The organism is Colwellia demingiae, assembly GCF_007954275.1.
Classification (GTDB): Bacteria; Pseudomonadota; Gammaproteobacteria; order Enterobacterales; family Alteromonadaceae; genus Colwellia; species Colwellia demingiae.
This window is the reverse complement of record NZ_VOLT01000013.1, coordinates 19,793-35,945: the sequence shown is the minus strand read 5'-3', so window position 1 is coordinate 35,945 and position 16,153 is coordinate 19,793. Positions and strand designations below refer to the sequence as shown.

Below are 16,153 nucleotides of genomic sequence, written 5' to 3'. Positions count from 1 at the left end.
TCAATAATATCTGAAATTTTGAATTAATCAAGTAGACTTAAGTATAATTGTCGACAATTGTGATTTAACAGTGAAATAGAGTTAAAATTTCAGAGGCAGAATAATTTGACTAGAAGCATTGATGGTTAAGTAAAGCCCGTAGATAAATAGGACTATTAATTATTGAGGTATGATGACGAACTCCCCCAGCTACTTGAAACAGTAATGGGAGTAACTTATTGGATGTTTTTTTTATGTCTCAAATAACAAACAAGATTTGCTACTAAATACTCTTTCGACCATTGTCCTTATTATTATTTGTTAATTTATTAGTTAGCTTTATTCTGACCAAGCGATATTCAACATCAACCGCTTACAGCATCATATGTAAGTGCCCTGCTTACATTAAGCAGGTAAAATTAGTTCATACAAAGTTAGTCCTTATATATGCATAAACCGAATTTACCCAATAAATTAGGTCTACCAATTCAGCCAACAGATCAAACTAAATTATTAAAATGAGGAGTTAGGTTGCGATAAAAATTTAACTTCTTCGTCGGTAGATTCTCTATTTAAGATAATATTTCGGTGCGGATAGCGACCAAAGCGCTCAATAATATCTTTATGTTTACCTTCAAATTCAACATTGCTCACTATGCCATTAGCCTGATAAAGCGCTAAGGCTTTTTTGTGAATGACTATTGATTCACTGTGCATAAAAGGCATATATAAAAAACTATTCTCTATCGGTTCAAGTGTTTTATCCGCACCCAAAGCAATTGCTTCTTGTGCTAGCGCTAAAGCAATTCCATCATAAGCGAAGGCTTGAGGGGTATCTCGATACATGTTGCGTGAAAATTGATCCAATACAATGATTTCGGCAAGTCGACCAGAGGCTGTTTTTCGCCAATGTACTAATTCACATTGTTTTGCCGACTGATGAATTTCAAAAAATCGCTTAGTTATCTCCTTATCGAAGCTTAACTCTTTTACCCACCAGCGAGCCGGCTCTATTTCTTTAAACCAAAAGTCGATAACTTCTTGATAGTTCATTTCATTTCCTCTGTAACACTTATAATTTATAAATTTCACTGTTATAAAATTTATTCTCGCTTACCTTTTCGAATTAAGATTGCTGATACAACTCTAAAGGCAAGCCATCAGGGTCACTAAAAAAAGTAAACTTTTTATCCGTATACTCATCTACTCGAATAGGTTCAACCTCAACACCCAAGTTCGCCAAATACTGACTAACCACCGCAACGTTTTCGACATTAAAAGCTAAGTGTCTAAGTCCTTGAGCTTCTGGAAAGCTCGGTCTTTTGGGGGCGCCAGGAAATGAAAAAAGTTCGATTTGAGCGCCATTAGCTAACGCTAAATCTAATTTAAAAGAATCTCGATCTGCTCTATAGTTTTCTGCGACTATTTTAAAGCCCAAAATTCGAGTGTAAAAATCTTTAGATTTTTCATAATCGGAGCAGATAATCGCCACATGATGAATACCATTTAACACGTTATTTCCCTTATAGTGTAAGCCGTTAATGAAAAAGATGGGCAGTATTACTTAGGCAGTTTCTAACTGTTCACTAATTATTCTTTAGCGTAGCTAAAGAAGCTTGTGCGGTATCATAACCAAGCTTTATCATTTCATCTGCACGATGAAACTCTAAGGTACCACACGCATTACGCGCTATTTCAACAAAATAATCTGCTGGATATGCCGCTAATTTTTGTCGAGCTATAGTACTTTGCATCGCATCAAAAGCCTGATTAGCAATATCATAAGCGCCCCATTCATTAGCATTATGTAACACAACTTTACTCTTAAACCGCGCTAAAAAACTGTCCAGTTTACTCGATGGCTTATTTTCAATAAGACTTACCTGAGTTTCAGTGGTGTTCAACGTTTTAAGACTTCCACCTAAGTTAACTGCGATTGAGAAATCAGTGTTATCACCGAACGTAGGAGCAATTGGTACCGGATTAAGCACGCCACCATCAATAAGGTCCACACCATTATAATGAAAAGGAGTAAAAAAGAGTGGTAATGAAATAGAAGCCCTAATAGCACTGAACAAACTGCCAGAGCTTAGCCATACCTCTTTTTCATTAGCGATATCAGCAGCAACCGCTGTGTATTTAATAGGAAGATCTTCAATGCTGATATCCCCTACTAACTCCGTAAGCGTTGCAATTATTTTGTCACCTTTAACTAGACCATTTTTTTGCCAAGATAAATCAAGTAAAGTTAAAATATCAACTTTACTAATGTCCCTCACCCACTGTTCAAATACGTCAAGTTTACCAGCCGCATAAATACCACCAATGAGTGCCCCCATTGAACAACCAGAAATAGAAGTTATTTCAAATCCCTGCTCTTCTAACCAATGTATAACACCAATATGCGCTAAACCTCTTGCACCACCACTACCTAACACAAGAGATATCGACGTTTTCTTATTTACTGACATCTTCAACCTCTTTTATCAATCTTTATAGCAATCACGGTAAACACACAACTAAAAAACCGATAGAAACATTATACCAATCCGTATAAGAAAGTGATCGCTTAGCGAGAATTTAAAGGCTTATAGACAAGGCATTGATTGTAGGTAATGGTTATTCCCTTACCAAAATCAATAACGCAGTATATAAGCCTTGAAAACTCGCCCTTTGGGAACGCATGGAACATCATGATAACTTCACAAAACATGCTTGATGTAGAATAACTATAACTACGCATATTTTGATTGTTCTCATGTCGCCCATGCCGTTCTAAGTGCTCACTTCTTTATACGGAATGGTATCAGAATGGCTGCTTTTCATGTGACGGTAAGTCTAAAGGCAACTTAAACCATGCTTGTTTTTCACTGGTCCAAATATGCATAGTGGGCTGTATGACACTAGTATCCTCTAACGTACTCGGTTTTAATTTTATTTTATCAGGAAAATTGGGATTAAAATGATATATACGATTACCACAACAAGGACAGAATTTTGCCCCGTTAGTGTTACCGTTCTCTGCTAAGCGGCTCCAATCAGACATTTTTCCAGAAAACACTACATCGGCAGCATTAACTACGGCAGTGATACTAAAAGCACTCGTTGATAGCTTTTGGCATTCACGGCAATGGCACGCAGCAACCATAAGTGGCGCAGCTAATAATTGATAGGTTACTTGTCCGCATTGGCAAGCGCCATTTATAGGATAGTTAATTTCGAGCATATTACTTCCTCATTACATTTCAATAAAATGGTAATTAATATTTTATAATACTATAAAGTGAAAATAAAACGCTGCCAACGATAAAATCAGGATTAATAAATAAGAACTAAAAATTTGGCAAAAAAAAACCCACGTAATATTTACATATTACGTGGGTTTTCTTGTGTAGTTACTTGCTTACTTATTCAAGAAAGAAAGTGGCATCCCTAAGGGGATTCGAACCCCTGTTACCGCCGTGAAAGGGCGGTGTCCTAGGCCTCTAGACGATAGGGACACTGATTGACTTAACGGTTAACACTAAATCATTTCAAACTATCTAGCAGATCACTCTGCTGATTTAATTTAATCAATGTCATTAATAAATGACAATTGAAAAACTAAAACTCTAATTTCTTATTTTAAGTCTCTGTATTTAAAATACGATACTTAACAGTAATAAGATAACTGCATGCTCCTTCCATCATCTCTTATTAAAGGTATGATAAAAGTGGCATCCCTAAGGGGATTCGAACCCCTGTTACCGCCGTGAAAGGGCGGTGTCCTAGGCCTCTAGACGATAGGGACACAGAACTAGCATTACGCTAAATTCAGAACAGCTTAATTTTTTAAAAGTGTAAGCAACTTTTTATACTTAATGCTCCTTTCATCATCTCTTATTACAGGTATGATAAAAGTGGCATCCCTAAGGGGATTCGAACCCCTGTTACCGCCGTGAAAGGGCGGTGTCCTAGGCCTCTAGACGATAGGGACACAGAACTAGCAAATTGCTATTTCAGAACATGCTTAATTTTTTAAAAGTTTAAGCAACTTCTTGTACTTAATGCTCCTTTCATCATCTCTTATTAAAGCTATGATAAAAGTGGCATCCCTAAGGGGATTCGAACCCCTGTTACCGCCGTGAAAGGGCGGTGTCCTAGGCCTCTAGACGATAGGGACACAGAACTAGCTTTTTCGAAGTAAACTTCGTTAGTTATGTGTAAAAGGAGTGCTGAGCCCGCGAAGCCGACCAACATTGTCCCAATACAGAACTAGCAAATTGCTATTTCAGAACATGCTTAATTTTTTAAAAGTTTAAGCAACTTTTTTACTTAATGCTCATTCTCAAAAGAGAATTGGCATCCCTAAGGGGATTCGAACCCCTGTTACCGCCGTGAAAGGGCGGTGTCCTAGGCCTCTAGACGATAGGGACACAGAACTAGATTTTTCAAAGTAAACTTTGAGCAATACTATTTCAAAACATTGCTTAGTGTTTTATAAGTTTAAGCAAACTTAATTGCCTTTACCTCACCTATAAATAGAAGAGATAAAGAGAATAGTGGCATCCCTAAGGGGATTCGAACCCCTGTTACCGCCGTGAAAGGGCGGTGTCCTAGGCCTCTAGACGATAGGGACACAAATTAGTGTTTATATTATAAATAATATTAACAAACCAATTAAACTATCTATTTTTCATTAATGAAAACTCAAGAGTTAACGTTAACAAAAAACCTAATATGGTGGAGCTATGCGGGATCGAACCGCAGACCTCTTCGCTGCCAGCGAAGCGCTCTCCCAGCTGAGCTATAGCCCCGAATTATTCGGTTCGTTCAATAACTGGCCTAATAGCTATCAAACATGCTCTCAACCAGTGGACCTAACACTTGCTGAAAACGAGGCGCATTCTAAGCAGCAGCTAAGAAACTGTCAACACTTATTTATAAAAAAAGGCATTTATTTATAAAGAATTGCATTAACTGATCGCATAATAACCAAGGTGGTTATTTCTTATCTAATTTAAACTAACTTCCTGTAATGATAGTGTAATTATTGAACAGCTTGAAATGACCTGTTATCAGTCAGCAACAGACGAAGCATTGTTCACTCTATTCCAACATCCGAAATACATCGAGCAAACTACCTCAAGATATATTTCGTAGGGTTTGTGAATCAATACAGCTTTAGCGCATCGATTAAATAGGGGTTATCCCCCATTTTATTGCTGCAACATCAAAACTGGATGGCTGACAACCTTATACCATCAGTTTTGAACGGTAATGAGTATATACCCGTTACCATTCAAAGTGCGAGATTTCAGTGGGAGTTAAAAGTGCTTTAGCCAAGGCATTCATTTTAAACCAGGGTTATTCCCTTGTTCAAATGAATAACGCCGGCTAAATCGCTTTTAGCCCCATCGAAGAAGCGCTTGATCAACATCACTTCATCGTTGCTGTGATTCACAATGGAATAACCATTATTTCATTACAGCGCCTTGAATTGAAATTGCTCAAGCACTCTGAAACCTGCATCTTGATTGGTGACGGGTATAGGTATATTGTTTCCCTTACGCTTAGTTACTTTATCTTTTTGCTATTTAACGGTATGGTTTAGCTAACTTAGCCATACATAACGAAAGCAGCAAACCGTATGCAGCTCAAAAAACTTAACATTGTCGCCATTGGCGGCGGACACGGTTTAGGTCGTGTGCTCTGTACCCTATCCTTTATGGGTAATAAACTCACCGGGATTGTAACTACCACCGACAATGGCGGTTCAACGGGTAGACTAAGAAAAAGAAGTAGTACTATTGCTTGGGGTGATTTACGTAATTGTTTAACCCAGTTAGTGGATCAAAATTCAATTGGTAGTCAGTTATTCAACTTTCGCTTTGAAGGTGAAGATGAGCTTGGTGGACATAACCTTGGTAACTTGATTCTTTACGGTCTGGGTAAAGTACAATCGAGCCCTATGGACTCCATCAAATTAGTTCGCCGTATACTCGGAGTAAAAACGCATGTTTTACCTATGTCTGAAACGCCAACAGACTTAATGGCTTTTTACCCTGAAGGACGTTGCCGCCTTGGTGAGCTCTCTGTTGATGAAATGCCGATAATGCCAACAGATTTAATGTTAGCGCCATTAGTTAAGTCGGTTAAGCCCTGTCTTGATGCGATTGAGAATGCCGACCTCATCATTCTGGGTCCAGGCAGCTTCTTAACCAGTGTTGTACCACCACTTTTAGTGAGAGATATCGCTAAAGCAATAGATAAGCGTAAAGGACACTGTGTTTTTATTGACAATATTGTTGCTGAGCAGAGCCCTGCCGCTAAACTATCAATAGATGAAAAGCTTAACTGGATTGAAAGAAATATTGGTTGCATGCCGGTTGATAGCGTTATTTGCCAAGATGAAAAAATGAGTTCAGATAAGGTTAATATCATTTGCCAAGACTTGACTCATAATAAAGTGTCACATCACCATGATACCGAAAAACTAATTCATGCGTTAGAAACGTGCGTAAATCAAATTTCTAGCCCTGTAAAAATAGAAATAGCGAGCTAAGCTCGCTATTTCTTTAACACATTTTCTAAAAATAATATTTTTTAGAAAAGGTTAATCATTCAACTTAATGTTTATTCGTTATCGTCTTCACTAATACGACTAGCAACTGCGCCTTTTTGATCTCTATACTTTGCATCTTCACGTTTGTTATATGGGCGAGCTGCGCTTGATGACATAGTTTCAAAGTTTAACGCCGCTATTTTCATTTGAGGACGCAGCGCTAATGGTAATTTTCCGCTGTTATAAAACTCTAAAACTATTTGACCAGACCAGCCGGGATCAATACGGTGCGCTGTTACATGAACCATTAACCCTAAACGAGCTAATGATGAGCGTCCATCAAGCCAACCAACAATATTATCAGGCAGTGTCACTGACTCCAAAGTTACTGCCAATGCCAACTCTCCAGGATGTAAAAAGAAAGCATCACCGTCAGCTATATGAATTTCATCACTCATAATAGAATTCATGGCTTTTTGTACTTCAGCTTTTGGCGCACTTAAATCAATATACGGAGCGGTATGATCTTGAAAAACTCTAAATTCATTGCCCAAACGAATATCAACACTGACGCCTGAGATCATTGAACTGTCAGGTTTTGGCTCGATAATTATCTTTTCATCATCAAGGTATTGTTCTATATCTTTATCACATAATCTCATAATGGCTGTCTTTACCTTAGTTGCGCTTAAACCTTTCTGGTTTAAATACGCGTGGTTATTGTTGCTGTTAGCGGGCTGGCAATGTCACACTGTAAAAATAATTGCGCCGAAATATTTCGGGCTATTTTACGGTAATGATTGGCTATTTCACCAGCGCTATTTTCAATTATGTCAGATTCACCAAAATCAGCATCTTGGCGAATAGCAATATCTAACGGCAATTGTCCTAATAGTTTTGTTTCATGATCATGTGCCATATGCTCGCCACCTGCTTCACCAAAAATATGACTTTGATGACCACAGTTTTCGCACAGGTGATAACTCATGTTCTCGACAATACCTAATACTGGTACTTTAACTTTATCGAACATGGCAATACCTTTAACTGCATCAATTAAAGCAATATCTTGTGGTGTAGTAACGATTACAGCGGCTGCAACAGGTACTTTTTGCGCTAAAGTTAATTGAATATCTCCCGTACCAGGCGGCATATCAATGAGTAGATAATCAAGCTCTGGCCAATCAGTTTCATTTAATAATTGATTGAATGCAGAGCTGGCCATAGGACCTCGCCAAACGGTGGCATCTGCTTCATCAACTAAAAAGCCAATCGACATAGCACTCAAACCTTTAGCATCTAAAGGGGTCATAAGCTTGCCATCACTGGAACTTGGCTTTTCATTTTTAAGACCCAGCATAGAAGGAATTGATGGGCCGTATATATCAGCATCTAAAATCCCTACCCTGGCACCTTCGCACATTAAGGCATACGCTAAATTAACCGTAGTGGTGGACTTACCTACTCCGCCTTTACCTGAGGCTATGGCAATAATGTTCGCCACTTTACCTTGTACGGTACCTTCTTGCCCTGCTTTGTCTTGATCAGCTTTATTTTTATCATTACCAAGGGAAAATTGACGCACTGGTTTTATCGCTAATGCTATTTTAATCCTAACGGTGCAAGCTAAATTCTCACTTAACGTTTGGGCAAGCAAATCTAGCTCGCCTTGGCAGACAAATGGCATAATAAGATTGATGGTGATTTTTTTATTTTGAGTGATGCTCAATTCCTGACAAACTGCCAGAACACCTTGTGGAAAATTGTCTGAAATATAATGCGATAATGTGTCTTTAATAAACTGTTCAATTTCAGATGAGTTAAGTGCTTCACCGTTTGATTTAACGTCAGTTTTAGGCGTTTTTTTTGAAAAAATTTTACCAAACATAGTCATTTGGAGACCTTTATAAGAGAAATAGCGAAATTAGTTGCATTCAACTAATGAAAATCATCGCTAAATTCTGTACTATTGCCGACATTATTACCATCAAAAACAACTATTTTTCATGTCTGACACTACTTTATCTGAAGCTACATCAAACACTGCATCGCATTCTTTACAAGAAAAGCGCAAAATTCTTGTTACTTGTGCCCTTCCTTATGCCAATGGTTCTATCCATTTAGGCCATATGCTAGAGCATATTCAAACCGATATTTGGGTACGTTTTCAACGAATGCGTGGACATGAAACGTATTTTGTATGTGCTGATGATGCTCATGGCACACCGATTATGCTTAAAGCGCAAGAGCTTGGCATAACACCAGAAGAAATGATCAAAGGTGTGCGTGAAGAGCGTATTAAAGAATTTAGTGACTTTCACATTAGCTTTGATAATTACCACACAACGCATAGCGATGAAAACAAAGAGTACTCTGAAAGAATTTACAACAGTTTACATGCGAAAGGTCATATTAAAACCCGTACTATTTCTCAGTTATATGATCCTGAAAAAGGCATGTTCTTAGCTGATCGATTTGTTAAAGGTACTTGTCCAAAATGTAAAAGTGAAGATGAAAATGGTGATAGCTGCGACAACTGTGGTGCGACTTACTCACCAACAGAAGTACTTAATCCACGTTCAGCTATTTCAGGTGCTACACCGATATTAAAAGATTCTGAACATTACTTCTTTGACTTACCAGCTTTTGAAACCATGTTAGCAGACTGGATACGCAGTGGTACATTGCAAGAAGAAGTAGCAAACAAACTGACTGAATGGTTCGAACAAGGCTTAAAACAGTGGGATATTAGCCGTGACGCACCTTATTTTGGTTTTGAAATACCTAATGCCCCAGGTAAATTTTTCTATGTTTGGTTAGACGCTCCTATTGGTTATATGGGCAGTTTTAAAAACCTATGTAATAAAGATTCCAGTATCGATTTTGACAGTTTTTGGAATAAAGATTCAGACGCCGAGCTATATCATTTTATCGGTAAAGACATTATTAACTTTCACAGTCTTTTTTGGCCAGCCATGTTAGAAGGTGCTGATTTCCGCAAGCCTACAGCTGTTTTCGCTCATGGTTTTGTTACCGTGAACGGAGAAAAAATGTCTAAATCTAAAGGTACTTTTGTTAAAGCAAGTACCTATTTAGCGCATTTAAACCCTGAATACTTACGTTATTACTACGCGACTAAATTAACGCACAAAATTGATGATTTAGATTTAAATCTTGAAGATTTTGTACAACGCGTTAACTCTGATTTAGTGGGTAAAGTGGTTAATATCGCTTCTCGTTGTGCGAGTTTTATCACCAAACGTTTTGATGGCATGTTATCAACTAACATTGATGATCAAGCCCTAGCGGATGAAGTAATGGCTGCAGGTGATAGTATTGCTGCCCATTATGAATCACGTGATTTCGGCCGTGGTATGCGCGAAATAATGGCACTTGCTGATAAAGTAAATGAATATATAGCTATAAAAGAACCATGGCAGCTGGTTAAAGATGAAACTAAGCAACAAGAGGTACACGATATTTGTTCTCTTGGTATCAATATGTTCCGTACTTTAATGATCTACTTAAAACCTGTATTGCCTGTACTTGCCGATAGTACTGCCGCTTTCTTAAATGATGAGCTAGTTTGGGATGGACACAAAACCTTATTAACTGACCATAAGATAAATAAATTCAAAGCGTTATTACAACGTGTTGATATGGATAAAGTTAATGCGATGACTGATGCTTCAAAAGACAGTTTAGGTGGCGATGCAGAAGAAGAAAAGAAAAAACCTGCCAAGAAAAAGAAAGCCCCTAAAGTAGTTGATAACTCAGCCGCACTTGCTGATCCTTTAGCAGCCGACCCACTTTCTGAAGAAATTGGCTTTGATGATTTTGCCAAAATAGATTTACGAATCGTTAAAATCATTAATGCTGAACATGTTGAAAAGGCTGATAAGTTAATACAGCTAACCTTAGCACTTAATGAAGAAGGCACCGAAACTCGTCAAGTTTTCGCGGGTATTAAGTCAGCCTATAACCCAGAAGATTTAATCGGCAAGCACACAGTCATGGTTGCTAACTTAGCGCCACGTAAAATGCGTTTTGGTATGTCTGAAGGTATGGTGTTAGCTGCTGGCCCTGGCGATAAAGATTTATGGATATTAAATCCAGATGATGGCGCTAAAGCTGGTATGCGCGTTAAGTAAAACTTGAAGTAATATTTAACAGTTAGATGAAAACAATAAAAAGGTATAGTGAACAACTATACCTTTTTTAATGTCTATACCCATGATACTTCAAGATACGAGTTTCAGGATACCTGAACGATTCATGATCAAAGCGCATCTTTTTAATTCAGACCAAAGGAAATTGTATGAACTTTATTTCTACCTCAAAAATACCTTTAAAATTAGCACTAACGGTCGTTCTCCTAACAACTATGCTTTGGGGATGTACTGGTAACTATACCTTTGAAAGCAACGTTAAGGCTGATGATGCCGAGGAATATTTTAGTGCTAGCAAAGTTAAAATATTTAATGACGAGCAAGATTTTAACGTAAATTATCAATATGTAGGTTTGGTTGAAGGGGAAGATTGCCAAAAAGAGCAACACCTTGCGCCGCCTGATCAGATCAATGCGCGTACACAAGCTAGACAGTCTGCTTATTTAAAACAAGCCAATGCCATTATTTTTACTAGCTGTATTGATATAGAAACCAAACATTGTGTCGCACAAGTTGTTTGTTACGGTAAAGCCTATAGATTAGCGGTCCCTAATGAGCAAGTAGAACAATAAAATGTCAAACACATGCAAAACCCCTCATGATGTGCAAAGCTTTAAATTTGATGCCATAGGCGTCATTGAGTCGCCCTATCAAGAGAAGTTTGCCATACCTCGCCAGCCAAACTTAGTCAGTGCAGCAAAAGGTAAGGTAGTGTTACTTGGTGAAGCTAATAATCATGAGTTAGTTCGAGATATTGAACAGTTTAGTCATCTGTGGTTACTCTTTGTATTCCATGGCACACAAGACCAAGGGTGGAAGCCCTTAGTACGCCCACCTCGCCTTGGCGGCAATGTAAAAACAGGTGTATTGGCAACTCGCTCAACTTTTCGGCCAAACCCAATTGGTATGTCCGTAGTCAAACTCGATAAGGTTGTGACAGAAAAAAAGCAAACCATTTTGCATATCTCTGGTTTGGACTTATTAAATGGCACGCCTATTATCGATGTAAAGCCTTATGTGCCCTATTCTGACGCAGTTATGAATGCCAATGGGGGTTTTGCACAAGAGCAACCAGAAGCCGCTTTGTCCGTTGTATTTAGTGAGCAAGTGAAAGCTGATCTGATAAAATATAAACAACGTGATAATGAATTAGGATTATTAATAGAGCAAGTATTAAAACAAGATCCCAGGCCAGCCTATAAACGCGGTAAAACTGATGATAAGGTTTATGGCATGAGCTTATATGACTTAAATATCCAATGGCAATTGATCACATTGGATACCGTATTAGTACTGAATATTACTCAAGTAACCAAGTGATAAGCAATAAAGTGGGTTTGCCCTTTTTTGCTAAGCACTCGATAAGTTAACATCAGCTAACATCAGTAAAAGAGATAGCCATGAGCCAGTATATTATTAACAAAACAGTCTCGAGTAACAACGCGGCGAACTTTATCCCTGATTGGCAAGCAATAGATGCCATAGAAATTAATCACTTTCCGTGGTACCAAGGTGGCAGAAAGCAAAACACACAAGTAAAGCTTACTGCAAATAACGAGACTTTGTTCATCCAGATAATTGCACAAGACCATTACAGCTTCGCCAAGCAAACCGAACTAAACAACATGCTCGTATGTGAAGATTCCTGTGTGGAATTTTTCTTTAGCCCTAGTGGTAAGTTGGGCAGTAGTTACGTTAACTTAGAAGTGAATTGCTGTGGCACACTTCACCTCGCTTATGGTGAAGGACGTGATAATCGTCAATTTATCAGCCTTGAAGCTGCGAGTTTAATCCAACGTAAAAGCAGTATTACCTCACCAGTTAAAATAGAAAGTGAACATGATCATGAATGGTGTGTTGAAATAGCACTACCCTTTGCAGCAATTGAGCAACTAACTGGCGAAAGCGTGAATAAAGCTAAGTGGTTTGCCAACTTCTATCGCTGTGGTGGTAGAACAGAGCCACAATACGCGGTATGGCATAATATTGATGTCTCTGAACCCGATTATCATAGACCTGAATATTTTGGCGAGTTAGTGTTTACCTAACGCCTTATATGTAAAAGCAAAAATTGACAAGGGTGCTTCCTTACCGCAATGGCTTTATTAGAACAATGGCTTCCTTGCAATAATCTGGGCAATAGCTTGTTTTCCTGATTCATTATTAACATCAGCGTTTTTTGCATCAATGACGCCTTCAAAACTATGGATAATATGCCAATCAGAAAATAGTTCAGCCAACTCACCATGGTTTAATAAAAATTTAGGATTTTTGGGTCGGCCAAATTGTGGCTGATCTACGGTAAAGGTTTCATAAACAACATAACCACCAGGAATAACAGCTTGCTTGATTTGTTCAAATAGAGGTCGGTGCAAATAACGAAAAACGATAATCGCTGAAAAGGACTTACCCGCTAAAGGCTTTAACTCCTCTTGTTCAAAACTGTCTTGCTCAAAATCAACTTGCCAAAAGTCCGCCGTTGATTTCCCCCCACATTGATGACGAATTACTGTACTTTCAACCTGCTCTAAAGCCGATTCTTTTATATCAGCAAAGACCACAGGGATGTTTTGATTTACCAGGTAAAGTCCGTTTCTGCCACTACCACATTCAAGATCAAGCACTGGCGCTTGCATATTTGCTTCACGTAATAACTCAATAGCTTTTTCTAATAACGGGGAGTGACTCAATTGAAGCTATCCTTTGGTGTCGTTTAATGAGGTAATTTTTCTACCATGAACAAATGAATAATAACGCACCGAACTGGGTGCATGGGAGATCATGCCTGAGATAATGATTATCGCAACTAAACAATGCCAAGCATATTCATCAAAAAAGAAAACACAGGTAAGCAGAGTCAATTTAATATACATAGCAAGCGCCCTGATTTGTACAAACCAGACAAAGTTAGATAACGCTTCAAGGCTTAATAAACCTAAGCCACTTACAATCGTAATGCCCCAATAAACATCTTGTTCTGTTCCGGTTAAAATCGAACCAAAAACACCCGCAAAACCAACTAGATGGGTTGTGCGTAATGATATTTTTAACCAGCGTTTACCGATAAAGTTAGGAATAATAGACAAAAGAACTTCACACTTTAAATAAAAGATTTCAAACTGAACAATAACTCATTATAACGTGCTGTTAAATTGATTAAAGATGAAGTTGTGTGAAATTTTCAGTTAATAATAATAAATAGTATTTTTTAGATACGGTAATACACATCAGTATTGGTCGATATAGAATGAATATATACGCACACATTTTGCTTGTTCTAACTTCCCTGACACAGCTCTGAATTGAATCATTCATTATTTCATTTGGTATTAAGTGACCTATCAAAATCAAAAAAGCGCTAAGTAGTTAAACTACTTAGCGCTTTTTATCTAGTCTTTAATAAGCCGTAACAACGGCTAATTAATATCGAACATTAGACTAGGGTCTGTTGATCTTTCACGGTTAAATTTTTTTCGAGATAAAAGCGTTTTAATCGCGGCGAGTAGTGTGTAGCCTAGTCACTCTACGCAAATACTACTCAACAATGAATAAGACGCTTTTAGCCGAATCCTTCGGACAGCGTTTGTTGGTCATTTGTACGGCGTTATCGCCTTTTTATGTGGAACAACCACATGACAAAGGCTCTGCCTTGTATAAATACCCAACAAACCGCTGCAAAAACAATCTCGAAAGATCAGCAGACCCTAATGATCGTGACCACAGCTGCTATCGGCACTGTGAACATGTCCGTGTTGTACTTCTTCTTCAGTCGCTTCACGTACGTCAACAATTTCAATATCAAAAGTCAGTACTTTACCCGCTAATGGTGGGTTAATATCAACAGTAACCATAAATTTACCCACTTTTAGTACGGTAACTTGGCGTTGACCAGCGTCAGTTTGTACTGCAGCCGTCATGCCTTTTTTCCATTTAGCATTTTTGCTTACTAAACCTTGTAAGTGTTTAACTGGCACACGTTGCTCTAAGCCTTCTTGATAAGGGCCGTAAGCATCTTCTGGTTGTAAAGTTACTGAGAATTTCTCACCTCTTTCTTTACCTGTTAAAGCTGTTTCTAAGCCCGGTAAAGTATTGTTAGCGCCATGTAAATAGGTTAAAGGCTCATGACCGTCTGATGATTCTATTTCTTCACCCGCTTCATTTTTAAGGGTGTAGTGAAAGTGAGCAACGGTTTTTTCAGCAATTTTCATAGTAATCTCTTCTTTAGTACTTTTGTTAATATGTAGGTTTAATATTTATGTAAAACTTAAATTAAATACTCGTGTGAGTAATAATACCAATTGTACTAAGAAAGTGATCATTTTCAAATGGCCTAAATCTCCAATAACGTCGTTGCTTTCAATCCCAATAGCCAGCTATTGCTCAATTAAGCGCCTTGTCCTTGAAAATTTATTCTCATTGAATTCTGCAATCTTAATTAATCCAAATGCTATTATAATATTTAATGTAATGCTGAGCATAATACCTTGCTTTACCCAGTAATCAAGTCTATTTAACAGCATACGTTTATGACCCTACTTTTACGACCATAACAGTAATATAACTACACTTAAAACAATCAGGAACATACCTAAGTATTCTTTTAAAGTGATCGTTTCTTTAAATACACGATAAGTTAATGCCAAGGTAATAAAGAATTCAACCTGCCCCAATGCTTTTACATAAGCCGCATTTTGATAACTCGCTGCAGTAAACCAGCCGATTGAGCCTAATACACTGGTAATGCCAACAAATAAGCATAACCGCCAGTGCTTCATCATTAGCGGCAATTGTGATTTATCTTGGATGTAGACATAAATAAGCGAAATAAACGATTGTACTGTGATCATAAACACCAAGGTGACCGCAGCACTGACCATCAAATCAGTATTGAGAGCTAAGCTTGATTCACGAATAAGCAAGGTGGTAATAGCTAAACCAAGACCGGCAGCTAAACCATATCCCATGCCAATGAGACCTTGTGAATCAGCCAAAATATCTTTTAAGCTAAACCTTACTTTAGACACTAAAAATACACCAACAACACCGACAACAACACTAAACCAACCTAAGCCAGACAGCGTAGCGCCGAACAGCAAAGCGCCAACAATGGCTACTTGAATCGCTTCCGTTTTAGCTAAACTCGTCGCCACCGCAAAGTTACGGTAGCGAAAAGCGGCGACTAAACACGCGGTGCCCCATATCTGCATCACACAGGCAATTAAGGCGTATTGTAAAAAGTCGTTATTGAGTGCTGGTACTGCTACTTCTCTAAAATCAAGCATCCACCATAGATAGGCCCATGCAAAAGGTAAGGCAAAGAAATAGCGTACCCCCGTGGTGGCCATTGAATTGAGCTTACCCGATAACTGCTTTTGTCCCGCGGTTCTTACTGCCTGCATCGTTGCGGCTAATAAAGTGAAATAAATCCAAATGTCCAAAAATGTACCCTATTCTATTTGTA

At 38.2% G+C, this 16,153-nt stretch carries 15 protein-coding genes, 7 tRNA genes and 1 pseudogene; 6 read left to right on the top strand and 17 right to left on the bottom strand.

Going from position 1 to position 16,153, the window contains the following annotated elements; all coding sequences use genetic code 11:
- Positions 1–492: 492 nt before the first annotated feature.
- The 11 genes from ESZ36_RS19725 to ESZ36_RS19675 form a co-directional block, all read right to left on the bottom strand.
- Positions 493–1,032 (bottom strand): DUF924 family protein, encoded by a 540-nt coding sequence (locus tag ESZ36_RS19725; protein ID WP_146791053.1) that lies wholly within the window; start codon positions 1,030–1,032, stop codon positions 493–495.
- Positions 1,033–1,105: 73 nt separating this feature from the next.
- Positions 1,106–1,492, bottom strand: a complete 387-nt coding sequence (gene gloA2 / locus ESZ36_RS19720) for an SMU1112c/YaeR family gloxylase I-like metalloprotein (RefSeq protein ID WP_146791051.1) — start codon at positions 1,490–1,492, stop codon at positions 1,106–1,108.
- A 73-nt stretch (positions 1,493–1,565) separates the two neighbouring features.
- Complete coding sequence (locus tag ESZ36_RS19715; RefSeq protein ID WP_146791049.1) at positions 1,566–2,450, bottom strand: patatin-like phospholipase family protein; 885 nt, start codon at positions 2,448–2,450, stop codon at positions 1,566–1,568.
- Between the two features lie 335 nt (positions 2,451–2,785).
- The gene (locus tag ESZ36_RS19710) at positions 2,786–3,205 is read right to left on the bottom strand and encodes a GFA family protein (protein ID WP_146791047.1); all 420 of its coding nucleotides are present in this window, start codon (positions 3,203–3,205) and stop codon (positions 2,786–2,788) included.
- A gap of 198 nt (positions 3,206–3,403) precedes the next feature.
- A tRNA-Glu gene (locus ESZ36_RS19705) sits at positions 3,404–3,479 on the bottom strand.
- Positions 3,480–3,693: 214 nt separating this feature from the next.
- Positions 3,694–3,769 (bottom strand) — tRNA-Glu (locus ESZ36_RS19700).
- A gap of 110 nt (positions 3,770–3,879) precedes the next feature.
- Positions 3,880–3,955 (bottom strand) — tRNA-Glu (locus ESZ36_RS19695).
- A gap of 110 nt (positions 3,956–4,065) precedes the next feature.
- Positions 4,066–4,141: transfer RNA gene (locus tag ESZ36_RS19690), tRNA-Glu, on the bottom strand.
- Positions 4,142–4,318: 177 nt separating this feature from the next.
- Positions 4,319–4,394 (bottom strand) — tRNA-Glu (locus tag ESZ36_RS19685).
- A 127-nt stretch (positions 4,395–4,521) separates the two neighbouring features.
- Positions 4,522–4,597, bottom strand: a tRNA-Glu gene (locus ESZ36_RS19680).
- Between the two features lie 102 nt (positions 4,598–4,699).
- Positions 4,700–4,775: transfer RNA gene (locus ESZ36_RS19675), tRNA-Ala, on the bottom strand.
- A gap of 833 nt (positions 4,776–5,608) precedes the next feature.
- Between ESZ36_RS19675 and ESZ36_RS19670 the strand changes: the two genes are divergently transcribed.
- Positions 5,609–6,523, top strand: coding sequence for a gluconeogenesis factor YvcK family protein (locus ESZ36_RS19670; RefSeq protein WP_146791045.1), 915 nt, complete (start codon positions 5,609–5,611; stop codon positions 6,521–6,523).
- Between the two features lie 71 nt (positions 6,524–6,594).
- Here ESZ36_RS19670 and dcd read toward each other — a convergent pair whose 3' ends face one another.
- A complete protein-coding gene (dcd, locus tag ESZ36_RS19665; RefSeq protein ID WP_146791043.1) occupies positions 6,595–7,185 on the bottom strand; it encodes a dCTP deaminase in 591 nt (196 codons plus the stop codon).
- 41 nt (positions 7,186–7,226) lie between these two features.
- Positions 7,227–8,417, bottom strand: a complete 1,191-nt coding sequence (gene apbC, locus ESZ36_RS19660; protein ID WP_146791041.1) for an iron-sulfur cluster carrier protein ApbC — start codon at positions 8,415–8,417, stop codon at positions 7,227–7,229.
- 112 nt (positions 8,418–8,529) lie between these two features.
- Here apbC and metG point away from each other — a divergent pair, with 112 nt between their 5' ends.
- The 4 genes from metG (at position 8,530) to ESZ36_RS19640 (ending at position 12,740) form a co-directional block, all read left to right on the top strand.
- Positions 8,530–10,674, top strand: coding sequence for a methionine--tRNA ligase (metG, locus tag ESZ36_RS19655; RefSeq protein WP_146791039.1), 2,145 nt, complete (start codon positions 8,530–8,532; stop codon positions 10,672–10,674).
- 167 nt (positions 10,675–10,841) lie between these two features.
- On the top strand, positions 10,842–11,264 hold the full coding sequence (gene rcsF / locus ESZ36_RS19650; RefSeq protein WP_146791037.1) for an Rcs stress response system protein RcsF: 423 nt from the start codon (positions 10,842–10,844) through the stop codon (positions 11,262–11,264).
- Between the two features lies 1 nt (position 11,265).
- Positions 11,266–12,012 (top strand): tRNA (N6-threonylcarbamoyladenosine(37)-N6)-methyltransferase TrmO, encoded by a 747-nt coding sequence (gene tsaA, locus ESZ36_RS19645; RefSeq protein WP_146791035.1) that lies wholly within the window; start codon positions 11,266–11,268, stop codon positions 12,010–12,012.
- Positions 12,013–12,092: 80 nt separating this feature from the next.
- Entirely contained in the window at positions 12,093–12,740 is a 648-nt protein-coding gene (locus ESZ36_RS19640; protein ID WP_146791033.1) for a carbohydrate-binding family 9-like protein, read from the top strand.
- A gap of 57 nt (positions 12,741–12,797) precedes the next feature.
- On the opposite strand, the gene ESZ36_RS19635 is transcribed toward ESZ36_RS19640, so the two are convergent.
- Both ESZ36_RS19635 and ESZ36_RS19630 read right to left on the bottom strand, forming a co-directional pair.
- Positions 12,798–13,382: a class I SAM-dependent methyltransferase gene (locus tag ESZ36_RS19635; RefSeq protein ID WP_146791031.1), complete on the bottom strand. Its 585-nt coding sequence runs from the start codon at positions 13,380–13,382 to the stop codon at positions 12,798–12,800.
- 6 nt (positions 13,383–13,388) lie between these two features.
- Positions 13,389–13,778, bottom strand: coding sequence for a hypothetical protein (locus ESZ36_RS19630; RefSeq protein WP_146791029.1), 390 nt, complete (start codon positions 13,776–13,778; stop codon positions 13,389–13,391).
- 419 nt (positions 13,779–14,197) lie between these two features.
- On the opposite strand from ESZ36_RS19630, the pseudogene ESZ36_RS22995 reads away from it, so the two are divergent.
- A pseudogene (locus ESZ36_RS22995) lies at positions 14,198–14,401 on the top strand (hypothetical protein); the annotation flags it as partial.
- Here ESZ36_RS22995 and ESZ36_RS19620 read toward each other — a convergent pair.
- Together ESZ36_RS19620 and ESZ36_RS19610 are read right to left on the bottom strand one after the other, a co-directional pair.
- The gene (locus ESZ36_RS19620) at positions 14,397–14,900 is read right to left on the bottom strand and encodes an FKBP-type peptidyl-prolyl cis-trans isomerase (protein WP_146791027.1); all 504 of its coding nucleotides are present in this window, start codon (positions 14,898–14,900) and stop codon (positions 14,397–14,399) included. The pseudogene ESZ36_RS22995 and the gene ESZ36_RS19620 overlap by 5 nt on opposite strands.
- Positions 14,901–15,230: 330 nt before the next feature.
- A complete protein-coding gene (locus ESZ36_RS19610; protein WP_146791023.1) occupies positions 15,231–16,130 on the bottom strand; it encodes a DMT family transporter in 900 nt (299 codons plus the stop codon).
- Positions 16,131–16,153 lie beyond the last annotated feature (23 nt).